The 23694-nt window shown below is 68.3% G+C and carries 17 protein-coding genes; 3 read left to right on the forward strand and 14 right to left on the reverse strand.

What is annotated here, in order from left to right:
• Window positions 1–18: 18 nt before the first annotated feature.
• On the forward strand, window positions 19–1734 hold the full coding sequence (locus ACFYP0_RS05670; protein ID WP_386994579.1) for a cellulose binding domain-containing protein: 1716 nt from the start codon (window positions 19–21) through the stop codon (window positions 1732–1734).
• Between the two features lie 100 nt (window positions 1735–1834).
• Here the strand turns inward: ACFYP0_RS05670 and ACFYP0_RS05675 are convergent, their stop codons facing one another.
• The 7 genes from ACFYP0_RS05675 to ACFYP0_RS05705 form a co-directional block, all read right to left on the reverse strand.
• Window positions 1835–2821, reverse strand: a complete 987-nt coding sequence (locus ACFYP0_RS05675) for a LacI family DNA-binding transcriptional regulator (protein WP_356975352.1) — start codon at window positions 2819–2821, stop codon at window positions 1835–1837.
• Between the two features lie 112 nt (window positions 2822–2933).
• Window positions 2934–4661, reverse strand: a complete 1728-nt coding sequence (locus ACFYP0_RS05680; RefSeq protein ID WP_355579035.1) for an IlvD/Edd family dehydratase — start codon at window positions 4659–4661, stop codon at window positions 2934–2936.
• An 88-nt stretch (window positions 4662–4749) separates the two neighbouring features.
• On the reverse strand, window positions 4750–5634 hold the full coding sequence (locus ACFYP0_RS05685) for a carbohydrate ABC transporter permease (protein ID WP_386994582.1): 885 nt from the start codon (window positions 5632–5634) through the stop codon (window positions 4750–4752).
• Window positions 5634–6575 (reverse strand): carbohydrate ABC transporter permease, encoded by a 942-nt coding sequence (locus ACFYP0_RS05690; RefSeq protein WP_386994584.1) that lies wholly within the window; start codon window positions 6573–6575, stop codon window positions 5634–5636. The genes ACFYP0_RS05685 and ACFYP0_RS05690 overlap by 1 nt, the downstream gene beginning before the upstream one ends.
• 76 nt (window positions 6576–6651) lie before the next feature.
• Window positions 6652–7992, reverse strand: a complete 1341-nt coding sequence (locus ACFYP0_RS05695) for an ABC transporter substrate-binding protein (protein ID WP_386994586.1) — start codon at window positions 7990–7992, stop codon at window positions 6652–6654.
• A gap of 104 nt (window positions 7993–8096) precedes the next feature.
• A complete protein-coding gene (locus tag ACFYP0_RS05700) occupies window positions 8097–10280 on the reverse strand; it encodes an alpha/beta hydrolase (protein ID WP_386994588.1) in 2184 nt (727 codons plus the stop codon).
• Between the two features lie 171 nt (window positions 10281–10451).
• Entirely contained in the window at window positions 10452–11474 is a 1023-nt protein-coding gene (locus ACFYP0_RS05705; RefSeq protein ID WP_386994589.1) for a LacI family DNA-binding transcriptional regulator, read from the reverse strand.
• A 709-nt stretch (window positions 11475–12183) separates the two neighbouring features.
• On the opposite strand from ACFYP0_RS05705, the gene arfA reads away from it, so the two are divergent.
• A complete protein-coding gene (gene arfA, locus ACFYP0_RS05710; RefSeq protein ID WP_386994591.1) occupies window positions 12184–13707 on the forward strand; it encodes an arabinosylfuranosidase ArfA in 1524 nt (507 codons plus the stop codon).
• A 109-nt stretch (window positions 13708–13816) separates the two neighbouring features.
• On the opposite strand, the gene ACFYP0_RS05715 is transcribed toward arfA, so the two are convergent.
• The 7 genes from ACFYP0_RS05715 to ACFYP0_RS05745 all read right to left on the reverse strand — a co-directional run bounded on the left by ACFYP0_RS05715 (window position 13817) and on the right by ACFYP0_RS05745 (window position 22725).
• Window positions 13817–15391, reverse strand: coding sequence for an alpha/beta hydrolase-fold protein (locus ACFYP0_RS05715; RefSeq protein ID WP_386994593.1), 1575 nt, complete (start codon window positions 15389–15391; stop codon window positions 13817–13819).
• 320 nt (window positions 15392–15711) lie between these two features.
• On the reverse strand, window positions 15712–17229 hold the full coding sequence (locus ACFYP0_RS05720; RefSeq protein WP_386994595.1) for an aldehyde dehydrogenase family protein: 1518 nt from the start codon (window positions 17227–17229) through the stop codon (window positions 15712–15714).
• Window positions 17226–18434, reverse strand: coding sequence for a fumarylacetoacetate hydrolase family protein (locus ACFYP0_RS05725; RefSeq protein WP_386994599.1), 1209 nt, complete (start codon window positions 18432–18434; stop codon window positions 17226–17228). The genes ACFYP0_RS05720 and ACFYP0_RS05725 overlap by 4 nt, the downstream gene beginning before the upstream one ends.
• Window positions 18431–19612 (reverse strand): mandelate racemase/muconate lactonizing enzyme family protein, encoded by a 1182-nt coding sequence (locus tag ACFYP0_RS05730; protein WP_386994601.1) that lies wholly within the window; start codon window positions 19610–19612, stop codon window positions 18431–18433. Before ACFYP0_RS05730 ends, ACFYP0_RS05725 begins: the two co-directional genes overlap by 4 nt.
• A gap of 8 nt (window positions 19613–19620) precedes the next feature.
• Window positions 19621–20451, reverse strand: a complete 831-nt coding sequence (locus ACFYP0_RS05735) for a carbohydrate ABC transporter permease (protein ID WP_386994603.1) — start codon at window positions 20449–20451, stop codon at window positions 19621–19623.
• Window positions 20448–21401 carry a carbohydrate ABC transporter permease gene (locus ACFYP0_RS05740; RefSeq protein WP_124857043.1) on the reverse strand — a complete coding sequence of 318 codons (954 nt, stop codon included), beginning with the start codon at window positions 21399–21401 and terminating at the stop codon, window positions 20448–20450. The genes ACFYP0_RS05735 and ACFYP0_RS05740 overlap by 4 nt, the downstream gene beginning before the upstream one ends.
• A gap of 76 nt (window positions 21402–21477) precedes the next feature.
• A complete protein-coding gene (locus tag ACFYP0_RS05745; RefSeq protein ID WP_386994605.1) occupies window positions 21478–22725 on the reverse strand; it encodes an ABC transporter substrate-binding protein in 1248 nt (415 codons plus the stop codon).
• A gap of 161 nt (window positions 22726–22886) precedes the next feature.
• Here ACFYP0_RS05745 and ACFYP0_RS05750 point away from each other — a divergent pair, with 161 nt between their 5' ends.
• Entirely contained in the window at window positions 22887–23678 is a 792-nt protein-coding gene (locus ACFYP0_RS05750) for an IclR family transcriptional regulator (protein WP_386994607.1), read from the forward strand.
• Window positions 23679–23694: the final 16 nt, after the last annotated feature.

Raw genomic sequence — 23694 nt, forward strand, 5'->3', positions numbered from 1 at the left:
CACCTCAGGAGGAGTTTCATGAGAAGAAGAAGAGTGACCAACGCCGCCCTGGTGTCGGCCGGTGCCGTCCTGCTGGCGTCGGCAGCGGTCGCCGTGGCGATGCCAGCGGGGGCCGCAGCCAGCGGCTGTTCAGTGAAGTACAGCGTGTCGTCGCAGTGGCAGGGCGGCTTCGGCGCCAACGTCACCATCACCAATCTCGGTGACGCGGTGACGAATTGGACGCTGACCTGGAACTACAACGCCGGACAGACCGTCACGCAGGCGTGGAACACGACGCTGACGCAGAGCGGCACCGCGGTCACCGCCAGGAACGTCAGCTACAACGGGGCCATCCCGACCAACGGGACGGTGTCGTTCGGCTTCAACGGATCCTGGACCGGCAGCAACCCCGATCCCACCACCTTCGCGTTGAACGGGGTGGGCTGCACCGGTGGCACCGAGCCGACTCCGCCGCCGACGACTCCGCCGCCGACCGACCCACCGCCCACGACTCCGCCGCCGAACGGGCCGGCGGACGTCACCGTGAACAGCGCGACCAGGTACCAGACGGTCGACGGGTTCGGGGCCGCGCAGTCGATCTGGGGTAGCGCCTGGTCGACGACGGACACCCAGACGTTGGTCGGGATGGGTGCCAACCAGTTGGGGCTGTCGATCGTGCGGACCGGGTTGTCGCCAGTGTCCAGCGAGTGGACGACGCACGTGAACTCGTTGAAGACGGCGAAGTCGTACGGGTCCAACGTGAAGATCCTCGCCTCGCCCTGGACCGCGCCGGCGGCGTGGAAGACCAACAACAGCCGGGTCAACGGCGGCAAGCTGAAGACCGACTACTACGACGACTACGCCAACCATCTGAACAGCTACGTGCAGTACATGCGTGGCCAGGGCGTACCCATCGATGTCACGTCGGTGCAGAACGAGCCGGACTGGCACCCGGACTACGACTCGATGGACTGGAGCGGCACCGAGCTGCGCACCTTCGTCCGCGACCAGGGCAGCAAGGTGCAGAACACCAAGCTGATGGTGGCCGAGGCGGTCAACATGAACTACGGCTACACCGATCCGACCCTCAACGACGCGTCCGCCCGCAACAACATCGGCTACATCGGCGGGCACCTGTACGGCACCGAGGAGTCGGGCCGACTGCGGCCGTACTCGCTGGCGGAGCAGCACAACAAGCCGGTGTGGATGACCGAGTGGAACCTGCACGCCGCCGACGGTGGCGGCTCCAACATCTGGGGCAACCCCGCCAACGCGGCAGTCTGGAACGAGACCCTCGACGACATCATGCGCACCGTGCACAAGTCGATGGAGGCCAACTGGAACGCCTACATCTGGTGGTACGGCAAGCGCTACTACTCCTTCATCGGTGACGGCGAGTCGACGTTCGGCACCGTCGCGGGCGCTCCGCTCAAGCGCGGGTACGCCTTCTCGCAGTACGCGAAGTACGTCCGCCCCGGCTACCAGCGGGTCGCCCTGACGAAGAGCTCGAAGGCCGCACCGCTGGAGGTGACGGCCTACCAGGGGGACGGGAAGATCACCCTGGTGATCCTCAACCGCTCGAACAGCGCGGTCAACAACGCCGTGATCCAGGCCCCGCAGAACGTCAGCCGGGCCGAGCACTACCTCACCTCGCAGAACGCCAACGCGGCCAGCCAGCCGACCAGCGTGAACGGCGGCCAGGCCACCATCAACGTCGGCGCCCGCAGCATCTCCACGCTCGTCTTCACCCTCTGAACACCTCGTTCGCCCCGAGCACCATCGACTGCGCGGGAGCCCCGGCCACACGCTGGGGCTCCCGCCCGTCGGCGGGCAGCCGGTGCAGATCAACCGCTGTTCAGGTAACGGTCGGCGGCGCCGTGCTGTGCCGCACCACGAGCTTGGGGACGACCAGCGGCAGACGCTGCGGCACCGTGTCGTCGATGGCCTGGGTGACGGCGGTGATGGCCCGCCGACCGACCGCGTCGAAATCCTGCTGGATCGTCGTCAGCGGCGGGATGAGGTAGGGCGCCTCGGGCACGTCGTCGAATCCGACGACGGAGACGTCGTGCGGCACCCGCCGTCCACGCTCGTGCAACGCGCGCAGTACACCGATGGCCATCTGGTCGTTGGCGGCGAACACCGCGGTGGTCGCGCGCATCGCACCGATCCGCAGCCCGGCGGCGTAGCCGCTGTGCGCTCTCCAGTCCCCCTCGACCGGCTCCGGCGGGCGTAGGCCCGCCGCGCTCATCGCCTGACGCCAACCTTCGAGGCGAGCGCGGGCCTCCGCCCAGTTGAGCGGACCGCTCACATGCACGATCTCCCGATGCCCGAGGTCGAGGAGGTGCTCGGTGGCCATCCGGGCGCCGAGCACCTGGTCGACGCCGACGGTCACGCTGGCCCTGGACAGATCGCCCTCCACGACGACGAAGGGGACACCCGAGCGCGTCATCCGCACCACCTCGAGGGCCTCGTCGTTGCCGGCGATCATGACGACGCCCTCCACGCCGACGCGCATGAGGTGTTCGGTGGCGTCGCTGAGCGCCCGTACCGTCACCTCGGAGAGGCTCACCGAGGTGGCGAAGTAGCCGGCCGCGCGGGCGGCGTCCTCGACGCTGCGGTGGATGCTCGTCGGACCGAACAGCGTCCTGGCCGTGCCGATGATGCCGATCATCCCGGACCGTCCGCGCACCAGCGCGCGGGCGGCCGTGTTGGGGCGATAGTCGAGCCGTCGGATCGCTTCGAGGACCCGCTCCCGCGTCTCGCGCCTGATGCTGGGTGCCCCGTTGATGACCCGGGACACCGTCTGGTGTGACACGCCCGCCAGGCGAGCGACGTCGGCCATGACCGGTGGCCGGTCGGCCGCTGTCACAGCGGCCTTTGCGTGAACTCGCACTGGCGGGCCGTCCGTTCTTCCGTGGAATCAGTTCTTCGTGGGCCTCGGCCGTCGGTGGCCGTCAGTGTGAGTGACGGGGCACCGCACTGCCGCTGCCACCGACCAGAAAGTCGAGGTCCGCGCCGCTGTCGGCCTGGAGCACGTGTTCGCTGTAGAGCCGCACCCAGCCCCGGTCGGCCACCGGCTTCGGCGGTTGCCAGCCGGAGCGGCGTTGGGCCAGCTCCGCGTCGTCGACCAGGAGGTCCAGGCGGCGCGTCGCGACGTCGACGGCGACCAGGTCACCGGTGCGTACCAGCGCGAGCGGGCCACCCACTGACGCCTCCGGTGCCACGTGCAGGATGCAGGTGCCGTAGCCGGTGCCGCTCATCCGAGCGTCGGAGATCCGCACCATGTCCGTGATGCCGTCGGCGAGCAACCGTCGTGGCATGGGCACGTTGCCCACCTCCGGGAAGCCGGGGTAGCCCCGTGGGCCGGCGTTGCGGACGACGATCACCGTGTCGGGGGTGACGTCGAGGTCCGGATCGTCGGCGGCGACGACGTACTCCTCGATCCGGTCGAAGACGAGCGCCGGGCCGGTGTGCGTGAGGAGGTGGGCGGAGGCGGCGGAGACCTTCAGCACCGCCCCGGACGGGGCGAGCGAGCCGCGCAGCACCACGGTGCCCGAGCCGGCGGGCTGGAACGGCTCCTCCATGGTGCCGATCACGTCCCGGTTCCAGCACTGGGCGCCGTCGACGTTCTCCGCCACGCTCCTGCCGCTGACGGTGATGTGGTCCATGTGCAGCAGCGGGGCGAGCTCCTTCATCACCACCGGAAGGCCGCCGGCGTAGGCGAAGTCCTCCATCAGGTACGTCCCGGACGGCATGAGGTTGACGAGCATGGGCACGTCGGCGGTGAGGGTGTCGAAGTCCTCCAGCGACAGGGGGACGCCGAGGCGTCCCGCGATCGCGAGCAGGTGCACGACCGCGTTGGTGGAGCCGCCGATAGCGGCGTTGACCCGGACGGCATTCTCGAACGCCTGCCTGGTGAGCACCGAGGACAGCCGTTGGTCCTGTTCGACCATGGCGACGATCCGGCGTCCGGCGGCGTGCGCGAGCGCGTACCGCCGGGAGTCGACCGCCGGCACGGCGGCCGCCCCCGGCAGTTGCACGCCCAGCGCCTCGGTCACACAGGCCATCGTGGAGGCGGTACCCATTGTCATGCAGTGGCCTCGGCTCCGGGACATGCCGACCTCCGCCTCGGAGCAGTCGGCCGCGGTCATCCGACCGGCCCGCATCTCCTCGGTGAAGCGCCAGACGACGGTTCCCGAGCCGATGTCCTGGCCACGGAACTTGCCGTTGAGCATCGGGCCACCGGTCAACATCAGGGTCGGCAGGTCGACGCTCGCCGCTCCCATCAGCAGGCCGGGGGTGGTCTTGTCACAGCCGGAGAGCAGGACCACCCCGTCGAGCGGGTTGGCGCGGACCGACTCCTCCAGCTCCATCGCCAGCAGGTTGCGGTAGAGCATTGTCGTGGGCCGCATCAGCGGCTCGCCCAGGCTCATCGCAGGGAACTCCAGCGGCAGGCCCCCGCTCTCCCACACGCCCCGCTTCACCGACTCGGCGAGGTCGCGCAGGTGGGCGTTGCAGGGTGTCAGCTCCGACCAGGTGGTGGCGATACCGATCACCGGGCGACCGTCGAAGACGTCGTCCGCGAACCCCTGGTTGCGCATCCAGGACCGATGGATGAACCCGTTGCGGCCTTCCGCACCGAACCACTCCCCGCTGCGCAGCGGTCGATTCGTCGTCGACATCAGCACACCTCTCTGTCATCCGTCCGGCCGCGTTCTGCGCGGCGATCAATGCGCGTGTGGTGGATTGGGCTGGTGGCGTCGGCGCGGCCTACCGCAGACCTCCGACGGAGAGTCCGCCGCGCCAGTGTCGTTGCAGGCTGAAGAACGCGATGATCAGCGGGATCACGGACACCAGGGAACCCAGGATGATGAGGCTCCACAGCGAGGTGGTTCCCGCGTTGTTCGCGGACGCGATTCCCTGCCAGAGGCCAAGACCGACGGTGACCGGGAAGAGCCGGTTGTCGGAGAGCATGGCCAGCGGCAGGAAGTAGTTGTTCCAGGACGCCACGGCCGACAGGAGCAGCACGGTGACCACCGCGGGACGCATCAGCGGAAGAGCGATCTGGATGAACGTCCGTATCTCTCCCGCGCCGTCGACCCGCGCCGCGTCAAGGAGTTCGTCGGGCACCGCGTCACGCGCGTACACGTGCATCAGGTAGACGCCGAACGGGTTGAGCAGCGACGGGAGGATCACCGCCCAGACCGTGTTCGTCAGGCCGAGCCGGGAGAACATGATGAAGGTCGGGATGACCAGAGCGGTGGCGGGCACCATCAGCGCGCCGAGCACGACGGCGAAGCTGAAGCGTCGGGCGGCGAACCGGTACTTGGCAAACCCGTAGCCGGCCATGACCGCCAGGACGGTGGCGCCGATGCCGCCGGCGATGGCGTAGAGCGTGGAGTTGAGCATCCACCGCAGGTAGATGCCACCGTCGTAGGTGAAGAGCTGCCGGAGGTTCCCGAGGTAGTCGATCTGGTCGGTGAACCAGAGGGTGTTGCCGCCGCCGAACAGACCCGGTGCGTCCTTGGAGCTGTTGACGATGACCCACCAGAACGGTACGAGGAAGTAGATCACCAGGAAGCCGAGGAGGATCTGCATAGGGAGATAGCGCTGCGGTCGGCGGGCGCCGGCGCGGACGCTGGTGTGGTCGGTCATCAGAGGAAGCTCCTCCGCTTGCGGGTGAAGAACAGGAAGGCGTACACGCAGATGAACACGAGCCCGCCGAGGGCGAAGGAGATCGCCGACCCGTAGTTGAAGTTGGCGAGGGAGAACGCCTGTTGGTACGCGTACATGTTCGGGGTGAAGTCCGAGCCGATCGTGCCCGCGGCGAGGTATCGCAGGATCTGCGGTTCGTTGAAGAACTGCAGGGTGCCGATGAGCGAGAAGACCAGGATGAGGATCAGGGCGGGAGCGATCAGCGGGATCTTGATGCGCGTCGCGATCTGCCACCGCCCGGCGCCGTCCATCCGGGCCGCCTCGTAGAGCGTCGGGTCGACGCCCTGCAACGCCGCGTACAGGATGATCATGTAGTAGCCGGCCCACTGCCAGGTGACGACGTTGAGCAGCCCGTAGAAGATCAGGTCGCTGCTCAGGAAGTCGGGTGCGGTGGCACCGAACAGCCCGAAGATGTCGGTGAGCGGGCCGAAGCCCCGGCTGTAGAGGAACCCCCACATCACGGCCCCGATCACGGTGGGGATCGCGTACGGCAGAAAGATCATGAGGCGGGAGAAGCGAGCGAACAGGGTGGTCACCGAGTCCAGGATGAGGGCCAGCGCGAGCGCGATGACGATCTGCAGCGGGATCGAGACCAGCGAGAAGCGGATGACGAACCACGCCCCGGACAGGAAGCTCGGGTCGGTGAACGCCTTCACGTAGTTGTCGAAGAGAACGAAGCTGGTGCCGCCGATCAGCTTCTTCTGAAAGAGACTGAGGTACAGCGCGTACCCCAGCGGCGCGATGAGGAACGCCAGGAACACGATCCCGAACGGCCCGACGAAGAGCCACCCCATCAGGTGTTCGCGGAGGTGCACCTTGCCACGGATCTTGCGCGTCTCGGGCTGAGGACGCCGTGCGCGCTTCTCGGTCAGGAGTGTCATCTTGGTCTCCGGGACGTGGACGCTGAGCGGGACGGGTGGGCCGGCCGGCCAGTGTCGGCGCGGCCCACCAATCCGGTCACTGGACGGTGAAGCCTTGTTCCTTGGCGTACTTCGCCACGTCCTCCTGGAGCCGGTCGGCAGCCTGCGAACCGGTGACGGAGCCCTTGATGATCTCGCTGACCTGTTTCGTCATGGCGTCGAGGTAGTACTGACCGAACGGGGCGTACGCGACGCCCTTGTAGGCGTCTGCGGCGGGAAGGTAGACCTCCTTGTTCGCCTGCTGGCCGTCGAAGAACGCCACCTTCAGGTCGACGAACGCGGGGTCCTTGAGCGCCGTGAGGTTCAGCGGGAAGATGATCTGGTTGGTCCAGCCGTCGGTGAGCGACTCCTTGTCGGCGTAGAGCCCGTAGGCGACCTTCGCGGCCAGCTCCGGCTTCTTGGCCTGCCTGGTCACCGAGAAGGCCGACCCACCCCAGTTGACCTGCACCGGGTTGGCCGGGTCCCACTGCGGCAGCGGCGCCACCGCGAACTTGCCGGTGTCCTTCCCCTTACCGACGCCGGCCCCGGTGAGGTAGCCGGGCGCCCAGGCCGCCGAGATGTACGTCGCGTAGTTGCCGTTGATCACGCCGGAGATGTACTCCGGGGTGAACTGGTCCTGCGTACCGACCAGGCCCTTCTTGGCGAGGCCGCCCCAGTAGTCCAGCACGTCCTTGGACGCCTGGTCGTTGAGCTTCACCCCGATCGCCTTCGGCTGCGCCGGGTCGTAGGTGAAGGGCGAGGCGCCCTTCTGGATCTGTAGCGCCATGGTGAGCGCCGAGACGTTCGCGCCGAGGTCACCGAAGAGGGGGCCGCCGGCGTCCTTGACCTTCTGGGCGGCCTGCTCGTACTCGGCCCAGGTCTTCGGCGGCGTGATCTTGTACTTGTCGAAGATGTCCTTCCGGTAGATCATCGCCACCGGGCCGCCGTCGACCGGGACGCCGTAGACCTTGTCGCCGACCGACACGTCCTTCCAGGCGCCCTCGCCGTAGTTGGCCTTGACCGCGTCGAAGCCGTACTGCTTGATGTCGACGAGCGCGCCCTGGATCTGGAACGTCGGGATCCGGTCCGCCTCGACCATGATCACGTCTGGTGCGCCGGTGCCCGCCGAGATGGCGGTCTGGAACTTGTCGTACTCGTCGCTGCCCTGGCCGACGTTGGTCCAGCAGACCTGCACATCGTCGTGCTGCTTGTTGAAGTTGTCGACGACGAGTTGGGTGTTGGGGTACCAGCCCCACATCGTCACGACCGGCACGTTCTGCTTGGTGATGGTGTTCGTGCAATTGCTCGCGTCGCTGCCGCCCTCGTCGGAGGAGCAGGCGACGAGGCCGGTCCCCGCCGCGAGCATGGCTACCGTGGCGAGTATTCGTCTTCTCTTCATTGAGATCGTTCCCTTCGGCGATGGCGGTGCACTGCATCCATGCGTCGGCGGGCGCCACCGGGGCCAGGAAGCCCTGCTCCCGGTGGCGTCGCCGGCGAAGGCTCCTAGCGCTTGAACAGACGGGGCGCCAGGTCGATGAGGTTCTTCTGCCACACGTCCCAGCCGTGCGGCCCGGGGGTGACCCCGTCGAACTCGTAGCGGATACCGAGGTTGTCCAACGTGGTCAGCGATGCCATGAAGCTCGGGTACACGAAGTCGGTCTGGTCACCGACGTAGAGGCGCAGCATCTTGGTGCCGTTGTTGATCGCCGCCACGTCGACGCCGGTGCCACTGCCGAAACCGGCCGAGAACGCGGCGACGTAGGCGAACTCGCCCGGGTAGGCCCGCAGCACCCCGAACGCCTGCCCGCCGCCCATCGACAGGCCGGCGAGGGCCTGCTGCGACGGATCACTGGAGATGTTGTAGCGGGCACGGGCCGTCGGAAGGATGTTCTCCCGCAACTCGCTGTTGAAGTTCGACGAGTTGCCGTTGCCCATCACGACGACCATCGGCGTGAGGTCGCCGTCGAGGAACTGATGGTCGAGGATCTGCTTGGCGCGGCCCATCTCGACCCAGTCCGTGTAGTTCTGGCCGCCGCCGTGCTGGAGGTAGAGGACGGGGTACGGCTGCGCCCTGCCGGGTTCGTACCCGGGTGGGGTCCACACCAGCGCGGTGCGGTCCTGGCCGGCCACCGTGCTGGTGTAGGTCATGCTCTCGACCTTCCCGCCACGACCGGCGGGTACGTCCGACAGCAGTCGGGCACCCGGCCCGGGGATGAAGAAGGTGCTCCACATCGGCTCGGTGGTGACCTTCGTCGGGTTCGAGGTGTCCTTGACCGCGACCCGGTCCACGATCAGCCGGTAGTAGTAGAACCAGGGCTTCAGCGGGCCCACAGTTGCCCGCCACCGGTCACCGTCGCGGGTCAGTGGCAGTCGCAGCCAGCTGCCGCCCGGCGCAACGTTCGCCCAGACCGTGACGTGCTGAGCGTCAGTGAAGTCCGTGGTGGTCTCGAAGGTGACGAACCCGTCCTCGGCGACGAAGGGCGTCGGGGTGGTGCCGGCCTGCGGCGGAGTGAACTCCCGCTTGAGCGGCTGGTGACCGGGGCTCGGCCCGTGATCGGCCACGTGCCGGAACAACCGCGGCACGAAGTCGACGAGGTTCTCCTGCCAGGTGGTCCAGGTTGCGCCGCCGTCCGGGTTGACCCCGTCGAACTCGAACCGGACGTCGGCTCGGCCCAACGCCTTCGTCAGGCGGTAGGTGGTGTTGTACGCGGGATCGGTGACGTTGCCCGTGTACAGGCGGAGCAGCTTGACGCCGTGGTTGATCGCCTTGGCGTCCTTCCGGTCGATCTCCGGAGCCGACGTGCCCGAGAACCAACCGACGTAACCGAACTGACCCGGCTTGGTGAGCGCGGCCCGGAGCGCCTGCGTGCCGCCGTCGGACACACCCGCGATCGCCTGGTGCGCCGGATCGCGAAGGACCCGGTAGTTGTCGGTGACCGCCTTCCGGAGGTCCTTCAACTCCTTGTCGTCCGAAGCGTTGGCGTTGTTGATCACCACCACCATCGGGCTCATGGCGCCGGCGGCCGAGAGGTTGTCGAGGATCTGCTTGGATCGGCCGAGGTCGAGCCAGTCGGTGGCGGCGACACCGTCACCCGACTGCAGGAAGAGCGCCGGGTATCCCTTCGGGCCCTTGGCCGCGTAACCCGGCGGCGTCCAGACCAGGGCGGAGCGCTGCGCGTTCCTCGCCCGATAGGTCAGCGTCTCGATCTTTCCGCCGGTGCCGGCTGGCGCGTCGAGCAGCCACCGTGCCGAGTCACCCGCGACGAGGAAGGTGCTCAGGAGCGGGACGGACGCGACACTGGTGCTGTTCGTCGGGTCCTTGATGGTTTTGGTGTCGTCGGCCGTGAACTGGTAGTTGTACAGCCCGGGCTCCAACGCGCCGAGAACACCCGACCACACGTCACCCCGACGGGTCAGACCGAACTCCGCCCAGCTGGCCGACGGACCGAAGTTTCCCTCGACGACGACCTGCGAGACGGTGCCCAGGTTCTCCTGGACGTACGCCGCCGGGACGGCGAACGTGGCGTAGCGGTCCGCGGAGACGTTCAGCCACGGCGTGTCCGCCGCGGCTGGTTGCGGCGCGATGAGCACGGCCGCGGCGGCGATGACCCCGACGGTGAACGCCGCCGAGAGCCGCCGGCGTACGCCCAGACGACGTAAACGCCCGTGATACTGTTCGGTAACCACACTCCACTCCCTCCATGCGCCGGCAGCGGATGCGACCCGTCTGACCGGCTCAACTCAACGGTGGATCTGGCCGTGCGTGCTGGGTGCACCTCCTTCAGGCTGCTGCCACCGGCACACCTGCCTTGATCGCTGTGTCGGGAGCGATCAGGCTCGCGCGCCAATGGGCTGATGTCATGGTCGTGCCGCGCTCTTCGGTGGTGCGGTCGAGTCGCGCACGACGAGGCTGGTCGGAAGCACGATCTGGCTCGGCTCGTCCCACTCGCCGGTCACCAGTGACTTCAGCATCCGCGCGGCTTCGTACCCGAGCTGATACATCGACTGGTCCACAGTGGTCAGACCCGGCTGGGTCGACGCCGACTCGGGGATGTTGTCGAACCCCACCACGGACAGGTCCCCCGGCACCGAGAACCCCAGTTCCCTGGCGACCTCCAGAACCTTGAGGGCCATCCCGTCGCTCGCCGCGAAAATCGCCGATGGCGGGTCCGGTCGTTGCAGCAGGACGCGCGCCAGCGGAGTTGCCGACTCGGGGTTGAAATCTCCCCGGCCGATCAGCGTGGGGTCGACCGGAACCCCGGCGGCGGCCAGCGCGGCCCGGTAGCCCTCCTCCCGGGACCAGGCCGAGGCCAGGCTGTCGCGGCCGGCGATGAACCCGATGCGCCGATGGCCCAGGCCGAGCAGGTGCTCGACCGCAGTGGTGGCGCCCGCGAGGTTGTCGGAAATCACCGAGGGTGCCGTCGAGCCCCGCACCGGGTCGATGGCCACGACCGGCGTCCGGCTCCGGATGTCACCCCAGGGCGTGACGACGATGCACCCGTCGGTGAGGGTGCCCGACAGGCGGGTCAGGTGGCGCTGCTCCCAACCCTCCGAATACGACCCGTAGAGGTCGCTGTTGGCGTAGATGATCAGATCGAAGCCCGAGCGGCTCAGTGCCTTCATCACGCCCTTGAGCACTTCCGCCGTGTACGACTGGAAGCTGTGCGCCACGAGGCCCAGAACGTTGGTGCGGCTGCGCCGGAGGCTGGTGGCCACCAGGCTCGACTCGTAGCCGAGCTGCTCGATGGCGGAACGCACCTGAGCGACTGTGCGAGCGCTGACGCCGTAATGCCCGTTGACGACGCGCGAGACGGTGGCGGTGGAAACGCCAGCAGCTCGGGCGACATCACTCATTGTTACCGGCGCATTGACTTCAATCATGCCGCTCTCTCTGGACTGCAATCGTTATCGGTTACGTTTCCAGGATGTTGCCAACGTAACTGAGAACGATTACGAACACAAGACCTCTCGGTCCTTACCCGACTGTCCAACAGAACGTCCTACCTGGACGATCGCAAGGGCGCGATTGACCCGTGGACGCCGTTGCGAATAACGCAATCGGGATCCTCTGCCGAGGTCGAAGTGGGGCCCGATTTCAGCGCCGGTGCCACCCGTTGGCAACAGGACGGCACGCTCCGTCAAGAGCCATTCCCCGGATCCGGGTGAACGCTCACAGCTGCCGAACTTCGGCCGTCCCGGTAAAGACCCCTTCGACGGGCGCGGTCGCGTCCGTGTAGGTCGCCTCGATCTTCGTCTCAACAGTGGTCACCCGGTCACCCCAATCACCGCGACAAGCTGGTCTTTCGGCCTCGTCGGTCACCACGCCACCGGCGCCCGGCCGCGCGCTGGGCGGCATGGCCCTGGGGCCCTGTCGGCCGGACATTGATCCAGGCGCCGTGTTCCCTTACGTAAACGTAATCGGTAACGTTTACATAGATCGAGAACGTAGACGAAGACGATCACCTTGTCCAGAGCTCACACTGCCTCCACCACCCCTCGGTTCCGGCGCTCGGGCAGTGCTGCCCGCGTCTGACCTGCACGAAGGGAGCCAGCCCTGAACACCCACCTCGACAGCGCGCCGGAGAACGGCGTGAACACGGCCCGCCTGACCCTGGACCCCCGCCGACGCGTCGCTCCGGTGCCACGTCGACTCTTCGGCTCGTTCGTCGAGCACCTCGGCCGCTGCGTCTACACCGGAATCTACGAGCCGGGACACCCGACGGCCGACGCCGACGGCTTCCGGGGCGACGTCCTCGCGCTGGTGCGGGAGTTGGGCGTCACCACGGTCCGCTATCCCGGCGGCAACTTCGTCTCCTCCTACCGCTGGGAGGACGGCGTCGGCCCGGTCGACGAACGACCGGCGAGGCTCGACCTCGCCTGGCACAGCCTGGAGACCAACGCGTTCGGGCTCGACGAGTTCATGCGGTGGGTCGGCAAGGCCGGTGTGGATCCGATCATGGCGGTCAACCTCGGCACCCGTGGCACCGCCGAGGCCGTCGACCTGCTCGAGTACGCCAATCACCGCGGTGGGAGCCACCTCGCCGACCAGCGCCGCGACAACGGCGCCGTCGATCCGTACGGGATCAAGCTGTGGTGCCTGGGCAACGAGATGGACGGCCCGTGGCAGGTGGGTCAGCGCAGCGCGACCGAGTACGGGCGGCTCGCGGCGCAGACCGCGAAGGCCATGCGCCGCTTCGATCCCGACCTCGAACTCGTCGCCTGCGGCTCCTCCCACCTCGGCATGCCGACCTTCGGCAGCTGGGAGCGCGACGTGCTGACCGAGGCGTACGACGACGTGGACCTGATCTCGCTGCACGCGTACTACCAGCCGGTCGACGACGACCTGGCCAGCTTCCTCGCCTCGGCCGAGGACATGGACAGGTACATCGACGCCGTCACCGCCATCGCCGACTCGGTCGGAGCGATCCGTCGGTCGCCCAAGAAGATCATGATCGCGTTCGACGAGTGGAACGTCTGGTACCAGTCCGCCGCTCCGTCCACGCCGCCGAGCGGCGAGGACTGGCCGGTCGCGCCGCCGCTGCTGGAGGACCACTACAGCGTGGCCGACGCGGTCGTCGTCGGCGGCCTGCTCATCAGCCTGCTGCGGCACAGCGACCGGGTGAGCGCGGCCTGCCAGGCCCAACTGGTCAACGTCATCGCACCGATCATGACCGAGGTGGGCGGCTCGGCCTGGCGACAGACCATCTTCCACCCCTTCGCCCGCACCGCCCGGCACGCTCAGGGCACCGTGTTGGACGTGCTGCGCGAGGGCAGCACGACGACCACCGGCCGCTACGGTGAGATCGACGCGGTCGACGCGGTCTCCACCTGGGACGACACCACCGGGGAGATGACCGTCTTCCTCGTCAACCGCGCCCTCGAGACCCCGGCCGAAGTGACCATCGACGTCGCCGGCGCCCAGGTCAGCGACATCATCGAGTGCGTCACCGTCGGCGGCACCGACCTGCACGCCAAGAACACGGCCGACGGTCCGGACCACGCCGCGCCGCGCCCAAACGGCACGGCACGCGGCGCCGACGCCAGCGTCCAGCTCACTCTTCCGCCAGCGTCCTGGACCATGCTGCGCCTGCGCGCCACCGACACGACCCCGTGATCGGCTGACGAACGGTCCCGGACGTGCCCCGGCCGCGCACACCCTGACTTCACCGGGGGCGCGCGGCCGGGGCTTCCCCACCACAGGGAGTACGGGGTCCAGCCCGGGACTACCGGGCGTCGACCGGATCGCTGCGGGAGTCGTTGAAGAGCTCGTCGCCCTGGTAGCGGGCGACCACCGGTGCGTTCAGCTCACCATGGACGGTCTTCTTCAGCCGGGCGACGCCGTGGTGCACCGGGGCCGACCCGAGGTGCGTGTCACCCGCGTAGAAGTCGACAGTGCCGGAGGGTGCCGACGTGCTGGTGCTGACCGTGCCGACCGTCGCGGTGGCGGTGACCTTCGTGTGGTGCGACAGGCCCGCCGGTGACGTGGTGACGTCGAGATCGGTGGTGGTGGCCCGGAACGTCAGGGTGCGCAGGTAGTGGTTCAGCAGCGGACGCCACACGTGCCAGGTGTGCACGCCCGGCACGTTGTACTCGTCCAGCTCGACGCCGGCGGCCCGCAGGGCGGCGGCGTTGCGCTGCGAGTTCTCGGCGATGTTGCCCAGCCGGTCCTGCAGCCCGGTGCCGATCATGATGCCGCCGGCCACCGACTTCATGCTGTCGACCTGGGCCTGGGTGGCTGCCGGGCCGCCCGCGCTCCAGGCCGCGTGGTAGCCGAACAGGTCGGTGTGGTTGTACATGATCGTGTACGCCCGGCTGCCACCTGCGGAGAAGCCGGCGAACGCGCGGTCCTGCGCCCGGGTCGAGACACGGTAGTTCTGCTCGACGAACGGGAAGATGTTGTTCCGCAGTTCGTCGACGTAGCCCTCGTTGCCACCGGGGAGGCCGTTGAAATCGGTGGACACGATCACCATGGGCTGCGCCGCCCGGTCCTTGATGGCGTTCTCCAGGATGAGGTGGGCCACGCCCTGCATCGTCCAGGCGGTCGAGTGGTCGCCGCTGCCGTGGCTCAGGTAGAGGGTCGGGTACGGCGTGGCCCGGTTGGGGTCGTAGCCGTGCGGCAGGTAGACGACGATGTCGTGGACTCCCGCCGGGTTGGTCGACAGCGGCGAGGTGTACCGCCGGGACTCCAGCCGGCCGACCTTGGCGACCGGCGCCTGGTAACCGGTGTCGTACGTCGGGAACTTCCTGCTGGTCGGGACGTAGATCGTGCTGCGTACCGCACCGGGCGCTCCCGGGTACTGCGGTTGAATCTGCCACCGGTTGGCCGGGTCGTCGTGCAGGACACAGCCGGTGGCGAGCTCGTTGGCGCAGTCGTGGATGAACGCGTAGCGGAAGGTGCCGGCCGGCAGCGGGGTGGTGAAGGTCCAGACCCCGTCGGGGCCCTTCCGCATGGCCTGGATGTGCCACGGGGTGGCCGCGACGTCGCCGGGTTGCCACTCGGCGGGCGGCCGCGCGTCGCCGCAGTCCTGGCAGGCGATGTTCTCCGGTCGGGAGTAGAACCAGTCGCCGTAGACGTGGACCTGCTGGACGTCCTCGGGCGCCCGGTACCGGAAGGTGACCGTGTATCCGGTCGGGGGCTTGTCGGTGCGGGTGACGGTCGGGCCCAGCGGCGCGGGCGGTGCCGCCGAGGCCGCCGGGGCGGCGAGCGTTCCGGCCGTCACGGTGACGGCGGCGAGCAGCGCGAGCATCAGCCAGCGTGTCGGTGTCGGCCTCGGGGGACGGGGAGGTGCGACGGGCATGTTCCTGCTCCCTCTTCGGCATGTGGTCAGACCGCACCGAGCGGCCGACCGACATTCGATGGTGAGGTGAAGGGATACCAGTAACGAGCGATGCAGCCATGCGAGCGCTAATATCGTTCCTGTCGAAAACAGAACCATGAATTGCATTGACGGTCAAGACGGAAATCGGAGCGGAGAATCGCGTCCAAACAATTCGGGCGCGCTTCAGCGGCACCAGGACAACTGGCGCGCGAATTCTCTGTCGGGTCAATTTCGTCAAGGAATTCGCGCGCCAGTCGCAGGTGGCCGGAAACGCGCCCGGAAGAGACCGGCAGACGCGGTTATTCGACCGCTGGCTGCAACCTCCCGTCGACTCGCCGGGAGATGACGGTGTAGTCGTCGCGCAACTCCTCGGGGAGGACCCAGGCCGGGGCGTCCTGCCACGCCAGCGGGCGGAGGAACCGTCGGATCGACGTGGCGCCCACCGACGTGTGCACGGCGTTGGTCGACGGCCACGGTCCACCGTGGTGCTGGGCCCACGACACCCGGACACCGGTGGGGTAGCCGTCGAAGACGATGCGACCCGCGCGGGCGGCGAGCACGTCGACCAGTCGGCGCACGACGTCGACGTCGTCGTCCTGCCCGCGGTGAAGCGAGCCGGTCAGCGACGGCGGGACGGTGGCCAGCGCGGCGTCGAGGTCGGCGGCGTCGTCGTAGCGGACCACGATCAGGAGCGGGCCGAAGCACTCGTCGGCGATCTCGGCGGTCAGGCCGGCGAGGCCGACCTCCAGGAGGGTCGGGGCCACTGTGAAGCCCGCGCCGGGTTCGACAGTGGGCCGCGCCGACACCCGGGCGCCGGCCCGCTCGAACTCGGTGGACCGGTTCTCGTACGCGTCCCGGATGCGCTCGTTGAGCAGGACACTGCCGCCCGACGCGTCGACTCTCGCCCGCAGCGCCTCGACCAGGCCGTCGCCACCCGGATCCGACGGAACGAACGCCAGGCCGGGCTTGGTGCACAACTGACCGCCCGAGTTCGTGAAGGAGCCGAACAGCCCCTCGGCGATCTGGTCTGCTCGGGTGGCGGCCGCGTCGGGCAGGACGACGATCGGGTTCACGCTGCTCAGTTCGGCGTACAGGGGAATGGGGTCGGGTCGTTCGTCAATGGCCGCCTGGATGGCACGGGCGGCGTTGACCGAGCCGGTCAGGGCGGCCGCGCGGATCGCCGGGTGGCGCACCAGCGCGCGACCGGCCTGCTCCCCGTACACGGTCGCGACGACGCCCTCGGGCCCGCCGAGGTCGCGGACGGCCGACTCGATCGCGGCGGCGGAGGCGTGTGAGGTCAGCGGGTGGGACGGGTGGGCCTTCAGGATCGTCGGACACCCGGCGGCGAGCGCGGCGGCCGTGTCACCTCCGGCGACCGAGAAGGCGAACGGGAAGTTGCTGGCCCCGAAGACCGCGACCGGTCCGAGGGGTACGAGCATCCGCCGCAGGTCCGGTCCCGGTCCGAGTGGTGTGTCGGCGGCGTGGTCGATGGCGGCCTCGACGTACGCTCCGTCGCGCAGCACATCGCCGAACATCCGGAACTGGAGCGCCGCCCGGGTGAGTTCCCCGTCGAGTCGCGCGTGGCTCAGCCCGGTTTCCGCCTCCGCGGCAGCGACCAGATCCTCCCTGCGGGACTCCAGCGACGCTGCGATCGCGTCCAGCAGCTCCGCGCGGCCGAGCCTCCCGCGCGCGGCCAGCCACTGCGCCGCCGCCGACGTCTGACCGGCGATCACCTCCAGCCGGGACTCGTCGGTCTCGGTGAGATCCGTCGCGCGACTCTTACCGTCGCGCGGATCGACAGTGTTGACCACGTTCACAGCAGGCCTCTCCTTACCAGATTGCCCATGAGATCGCGGACGCCGAAGTGCCAGGGCTCGCACTCCTCCGCGTGCCGTACCCGGTTGACCAGGGTGCCGAGCGCTGGGCAGCTGATCCGTACCACGTCGTCGACCTTGTGGGTGAAGCCCTCACCAGGGCGGTCCCGGTCCTGGATGGGCGCGAACATGGTGCCGAGCATCAGGGCGGCGCCGTCGGGATACTGATGGTGCGGCCCGATCAGCTGCCGAACCAGCTCCTCGGGATCGCGCGACATCTGGGTCATCTCCGAGACCGCCTCCAGGTGGAAACCGTCCTCGCCGCGAACATCCAGGCGCACCTCGAGTTCGCGTACCCGATCCATGCCGAACCGGTCGTCGAAGAGCCGGATCAGGGGGCCGAGGGCGCAGGAGGCGTTGTTGTCCTTCGCCAGGGGAAGCAGGAGCGCCGAGCGGCCCTCGATGTCGCGCAGGTTCACGTCGTTGCCGAGGGTGGCGCCGACGATCCGGCCACTGGACTGGACGATGAGCGTGACCTCGGGTTCCGGGTTGTTCCAGGTCGACGCGGCGAGCACGCCGACCGGAACGGCGGTGCCGACGGCGGAGAGGATCTGTCCCTTGGTGAAGATCTCGGCGTCCGGGCCGATGCCCACCTCCAGGTACTGGCTCCACATGCCCTCGGCGACCAGCAGACTCTTGAGCCGATCCGCCTCCGGCGAGCCCGCCTCCAGGCTGTGCAGGTCGACGCCGACGTCGGCGAGCATGCGGTGCCGGATGTCCGCCGCCAGTGCCAGGTCACCCCGCGCCCGTTCCTCGATCACCCGCTCGATCATGGAAATCGGGAAGGTCACGCCCGCGGCCTTGAGCGCCTGGAGGTCGACCGGGGCGAGCAACCAGGGCTGGCTGCGGTCCCGGGTCGCGGCCCCCGTGTTGGCCAGCATCTCCCCGAAGTCGCCCACCCTCGGCCCGTCGAGCCCCGCCACCGTCGCGGCGGGATCGGGCAGCTCGCAGATGTCGCGGACGGTCGGGAACCGGTGGCTGATGTCGATGACCGCGCCGTCGCGGACGGTCACCGGTGAGGGGCCGTCGCCGGACGGGTCCCAGATCCGGCCGATGAGAACGCTGTCGGCATCGTCCGGCAACGCTTCGGCGGCGGTACCGACCCAGTCCGCGGCCGCGGCCGACCCCCGGGGCCGTGGCAGCGTCATGAGTCGCTCTCCAGGTTGAAGAAGGACCGCTCGTCGCGGGGACGGATGTCGAAGACGGCGTCCTGGAACATCCGCAGCGGGTGCGGTGTGAACGGATGCTGCTCGATCGCGGTGAGATCCACCTCGATGCCCAGCCCGATCCCGGTCGGGATGAGGATGTCGCCGTCGTCGGTCAGCACCAGCCGCTCGTTGGTGATCTCGGGACGCCAGGGCACGTCGGTCGCCATGATCTCCAGGTACCGGAAGTTGGGCAACGTCGCCCCGAGTTGCAGCGTCGCGGCGGTGCTGAGTGGACCACTCGGGTTGTGCGGCGCGAAGCCCACGTAGCTGGTCGCGGCGAGCGTGGAGATGAAGGCCAGCTCGGCGATGCCGCCGGCGTGCGTCACGTCGGGCTGGACGAAGTCGACCGCCTGGCGGGCCAGCGCCGGCGCGAAGCCCTGTCGCCCGTACCACCGCTCCCCCGCGGCGATCGGCACCGGCGACGCGCGACGGATGTCGACGAGCGCATCGAGGTTGTCCGGTGGGCAGGGCTCCTCGAACCACACCGGGTCGAACTGGGCGATCTCGTTGGCGACCTTGATGGCGTGGCGGACGTCGAAGCGGCCGTGCCCCTCGACGAACAGCTCCACCTCGCGGCCCACCGCCTGACGGACGGCGTCGATCTGGGCCAGCACCCGGTCCAACTGCGCGGTGGTGATGGTCAGGTCGTAGTTCTCGAACGGGTCCCACTTGAGGCCCCGGAAGCCCGATTCCACGGTCCGGCGCGCGGCGGCGGCGTAGTCCTCCGGCGTGACGGCACCCGAGAACCAGCCGTTCGCGTACGCGCGGACCCGGTCGCGGGTCGCGCCGCCGAGAAGCCGGGAGACCGGTACGCCGAGCTCACGCGCCGAGATGTCCCAGAGGGCCATCTCCAGCGAGCTCAACGCCGTCATGATCACCGGCCCGCCGCGCCAGTACCAGTCCCGCGCGGTCTCGTAGAGGATCTTCGAGATGCTGGTGGGATCCAGGCCCACCACCGCCTCGGCCAGCTCGGCGATGGCACCCTGGACGGCGCGTTCCTTGCCCTCCAGGGTGGCCTCACCGAGCCCGATGATCCCGTCGTCGGTGTGGACCCGCACGATGACGAGGTTCGTACGGTAGAGGTCGACGACCAGTGTGTCGACAGAGACGATCTTCATTTTTCGGCTCAACCCTTCACCGCACCGGCGGTCATGCCGGACACCACGTACTTCTGCACCAACAGGTAGAAGGCGACGGCGGGCAGCGTGAACAGGAAGGCGACAGCCATCACCGTCTGGATCGGCGTACCCAGTTCGCCGATGAAGTTCGCGATTCCGACGGAGGCGGGTTGCAGATCGGGGTTGAAGATGAACGTCACCGCGAACACGTACTCGTTCCAGGCGTGGAAGAAGGCGATGACAGCGGTGGCCGCGATCGACGGCGCGATGAGCGGCACGTTGATGCGGGTCAGGGTGGTGAAGGGCCGGGCGCCGTCGGCGCGCGCGGCCTCCTCCAGCTCCTTCGGGATGCCGTCGATGGCGCCCTTGAGGATCAGCGCGACGATCGGCAGGACGAAGGCGGAGTTCACCAGGACGAGGCCGGTCAGCGAGTCGAGCAGTTCGAAGCGGCGGAACAGCGCGAACAGCGGGACGACCATGAGCGCCTCGGGGAGCATCTGCGTGAACAGCAGCACGACGGTCAGCACGGCCTTGCCCCAGAACGAGAACCGGGACAGCGCGTAGCCGAGCGGGATGCCCAGGCCGACGGAGAGAACCATCGTGCCGACGGCGATGATCAGGCTGTTCAGCAGCCACCCGGCCGCCTTGCCCTCGGCGAGGGCGTCCACGAAGACCCCGAACTGGCCGAGGTCGGGTGTGAGCCGGGGCTGATCGGCGAAGAGGTCGCTGTTGCTGGACAGCGCCGTGACGAACATCCAGTACAGCGGGAACACCGCGATGCCCAGCACGACGAGCACGGCGATGATCCGTGCGGTGACACCGAATCGGAAGCGCCTCATCGGACGTCCCCCTTCTCCACGGCACGGGCGACCAGGCGGCTGCCGATGATGACGATGAGCGAGATGACGACGCCGACCATTCCGATGGCCGCCGCCGATCCGAGTTCCTTCGAGTCGAACGCCTGCGAGTAGAGGTCGATGACGAGCGTCTCGGTGGCACCGACCGGTCCGCCCTTGGTCATCAGCCAGATCAGCTCGAACCGCCGCAGCGACCAGATCGTCATCAGCAGGGCCAGCAGGCCCACGGTCGGCTTGATGACCTGCCAGGTGACCGCGCGGAAGGTGGCCCATCGTCCGGCGCCGTCCACTGTCGCGGCCTCGTTGAGGTCCTGCGGAACGGACTGCAGGGCGGAGAGCAGCACCACGGAGGTGAACGGGAACAGCTGCCAGATGGTCGTGGCGAGCACCGCCGGGAGCGCGTAGCGCGAGCTGTCCAGGATGGCGCCACCCGGGACGCCGAGCCCGACCGCGTCGAGGAACCGGTTCACGATGCCGTACTGGGCGTTGAGCATCCAGGTGGCGATGAGCGCGACCGCGATGCCCGGTGCGGCCCAGGGGACGGTCACCAGCGCCCGTGCCACGCCCCGGCCGCGGAATTTCTTGTTGAGCAGGAGCGCGACGGCGAGTCCGGCGCCGATCGCGACGACCACACAGGTGATCACGTAGACGACTGTGATCAGCAGGGTGCGGTGGAATTCGGGGTCGCCGAAGATCCGGTTGAAGTTGTCGAGCCCGACCCACTCGCTGCGGGTGGGGTTGAGCAGCCTCGTCCTGGTGAAGCTGAGGTACACCTCCTGAATGAGGGGTACCACCTGGAAGACGAGGATGAACAGGGCGGCGGGTGCCAGGAACAGGTACGGCGTCCACTTGCTACCCAGCGGGCTGGGCCGACGCCGGGGCCGGCCTGGGGTTGTTGTCTTCGGTGCTCCGGTCTGCTCGACCACAGTCATCGGGTGCGATCCTTCTGGGGGAAGGACGCTGCCGGCGCACGGATCGTTGCGCCGGCAGCGTCGCCGTGTCGGGCGGTCAGCGGACCAGTTCGCTCGCCTGCTGCTGGGCGCGATCCAGTGCCGACTTGAGGTCGGCCTTGCCCTGCAGCGCCGCGACCACGTTCTGCACGACCACCTTGCGGATGTCCGGCGTCTTGGCCTCGAACCCCAGCACGATCTGCGGCAGGCTGGTCTCGGTGAGTCCGTCGAAGACGGGGAGGAACGGGGTCGCCTTGAGCGCCTCCGCGCTGCGCTGCGTGGTCGTGGCCACGCTGCTCGCACCGAGGATCTCCTGCAGCTTGACCTGGTTCTGCGGCTCCAGCGCCCACTTGATGAAGGTGCCGGCCTCATCCTTGCCCTCGCTCGCCTCGTTGATGACGATCGGTGCGAGGATCGCGCCCTGCTTGCGAACGGGGAACGGGATGGGCGCGACGTTGAAGTTCAGCTTGGCGTTCTGGCCGCGGGTGGCGGTCACGTAGCCGCCGTTGTTGAGCTCCATTCCGACCTTGCCCTCGGCGAACATCCGCCGGAACGTGGCCGCGTCCGCGCCGCGCGGGATCACGTTCGCGTCGTACAGGTCCTTGAACGCCTGCAGGCCCTTGAGGTTCTCCGGCGAGTTGATCGTCAGGTTCTTGCCGTCGGACCACGCCCCGCCGAAGCCGTAGACGTAGTTGAAGATGTCCTGCCAGACACCGGCCTCCTCGGCCTCCGTCTGACGGAACGCCAGGCCGAAGACGTCACCCTTGGTCAGCGACTTCGCGGTGGAGGTGAACTGCTCGTAGGTGGTCGGCGGCGTCGGGATCAGGTCCGCGTTGTAGAACATCGCGTAGTTCGACGCCTCGAAGATGACGCCGTGCCGGACACCGTCGTGGACCATGAACTGGTCCGGCTGCTTGAGCAGGTCGTACTTGCTGGCGTCGATCACCTTGTCCAGCGGCGCGACGAGGCCGGCGTCCGAGGCCGCCTCGAACTCGGGCATGTCGAAGCGGACAAGGTCGGGGCCCTTGCCGCTGCCCATCTGCGTGAGCACGGTCTGGCCGAAGGTCGGGTACGGCACCGCAGCGGCGGACACCTGGACCTTGGTCTGGCTCTGGTTGAACTCGTCGAGCCACTTCGTCAGCAGGGGCCCGCGACCCGGGTCGCCGAAGGTCGAGGCGGCGAAGGTCAGTTTCGTGACGCCGTCGCCGGAATCGCCGTCCGACCCGCAACCGGTCAGGAGGGTGGCGGCCAGGCCGAGGGCACATGTCGCCCTGGCGATGCCGAAATGAGCGCGCTCTTTACCCATCGTTACTCCAGTGTTACGCGTTGGCACCGAACCGATTAAATTGCAACGATCGTAGCGCCATGCGCAACGGTGTCAAGAGGCGATTGCGCATGGCGTCATCTATATTGCATAATGCGCAATGAAAGCGACGGCGCTACCGTCGCGCGAAGGGAGACACAGCCTTGGCGCAATCAATCCGTCGCGCGATCGACCTCATCCGTCGATCCGCGGAGCACCCGCTGTCCCTTACGGAGGCTGCGGACGTGCTCGGCGTCCACAAGTCCACAGCCCTGCGCATCCTGCAGACGCTGGAGTCCGCGCGCTTCGTCCGCCGCACCGGCGCGGGCACCTACGTGCTCGGCAGCGGCCTGATCGAGTTGTCCGAGCTGGCGCTCGGCTCGATGGACCTCCGCCAGCCCGCGGCCGCACACCTGCGTGCGCTGCAACGCGCGACCGGCCACACCGTACACCTGGCGCAACTGACCGGCGACGAGATCATCTATATCGACAAGGTGGACAGCCCGGCGTTCGACGCCGTCAAGCTGCCCTCGCGGGTGGGACGCGCGGTGTCCATCTACGCGAGCGCCGTGGGCAAGACGATCCTGGCCTACCTTCCCCGGCAGGAACGCGACCGTCTTCTCTCGCACGTCGTCTTCGAGAAATTCACCGACACCACCTTCACCGACCACGACGCCCTGGAAGCCGAACTTGCCCGCATCAACGACTGCGGCTGGGCCGTGGACAACGGCGAGCACGACGCGTACGTGATGTGCGTGGCCGCGCCGGTCAGGGATTCGCGGGGGCAGGTCATCGCCGCCGCCTCGATCACGGCGATCGAGGTCATCGCAAGCCTCGACCAGCTCAAGAGCAACCTTCCGCTGCTCCTGGAGACCGCCGACAAGATCTCGTACGAGCTCGGCTACGCGCCGCCCACCTCGGCGAGCCCGGACGGTGAGAGCCGCTCCGCCACCTGAGCGCGCACGCCCCGGG

This window comes from Micromonospora arida, from assembly GCF_042873195.1.
Lineage (GTDB): Bacteria > Actinomycetota > Actinomycetes > Mycobacteriales > Micromonosporaceae > Micromonospora > Micromonospora arida.

What these genes read in the sequence shown, in the direction of transcription:
- ACFYP0_RS05705 (WP_386994589.1), bottom strand. Translation starts at nt 11,474, where the DNA reads ATGATTGAAGTCAATGCGCCGGTAACAATGAGTGATGTCGCCCGAGCT.
- ACFYP0_RS05740 (WP_124857043.1), bottom strand. Translation starts at nt 21,401, where the DNA reads ATGACTGTGGTCGAGCAGACCGGAGCACCGAAGACAACAACCCCAGGC.
- ACFYP0_RS05675 (WP_356975352.1), bottom strand. Translation starts at nt 2,821, where the DNA reads ATGGCCGACGTCGCTCGCCTGGCGGGCGTGTCACACCAGACGGTGTCC.
- ACFYP0_RS05695 (WP_386994586.1), bottom strand. Translation starts at nt 7,992, where the DNA reads ATGAAGAGAAGACGAATACTCGCCACGGTAGCCATGCTCGCGGCGGGG.
- ACFYP0_RS05715 (WP_386994593.1), bottom strand. Translation starts at nt 15,391, where the DNA reads ATGCCCGTCGCACCTCCCCGTCCCCCGAGGCCGACACCGACACGCTGG.
- ACFYP0_RS05730 (WP_386994601.1), bottom strand. Translation starts at nt 19,612, where the DNA reads ATGAAGATCGTCTCTGTCGACACACTGGTCGTCGACCTCTACCGTACG.
- ACFYP0_RS05685 (WP_386994582.1), bottom strand. Translation starts at nt 5,634, where the DNA reads ATGACCGACCACACCAGCGTCCGCGCCGGCGCCCGCCGACCGCAGCGC.
- ACFYP0_RS05735 (WP_386994603.1), bottom strand. Translation starts at nt 20,451, where the DNA reads ATGAGGCGCTTCCGATTCGGTGTCACCGCACGGATCATCGCCGTGCTC.
- ACFYP0_RS05680 (WP_355579035.1), bottom strand. Translation starts at nt 4,661, where the DNA reads ATGTCGACGACGAATCGACCGCTGCGCAGCGGGGAGTGGTTCGGTGCG.
- ACFYP0_RS05670 (WP_386994579.1), top strand. Translation starts at nt 19, where the DNA reads ATGAGAAGAAGAAGAGTGACCAACGCCGCCCTGGTGTCGGCCGGTGCC.
- ACFYP0_RS05745 (WP_386994605.1), bottom strand. Translation starts at nt 22,725, where the DNA reads ATGGGTAAAGAGCGCGCTCATTTCGGCATCGCCAGGGCGACATGTGCC.
- ACFYP0_RS05690 (WP_386994584.1), bottom strand. Translation starts at nt 6,575, where the DNA reads ATGACACTCCTGACCGAGAAGCGCGCACGGCGTCCTCAGCCCGAGACG.
- ACFYP0_RS05725 (WP_386994599.1), bottom strand. Translation starts at nt 18,434, where the DNA reads ATGACGCTGCCACGGCCCCGGGGGTCGGCCGCGGCCGCGGACTGGGTC.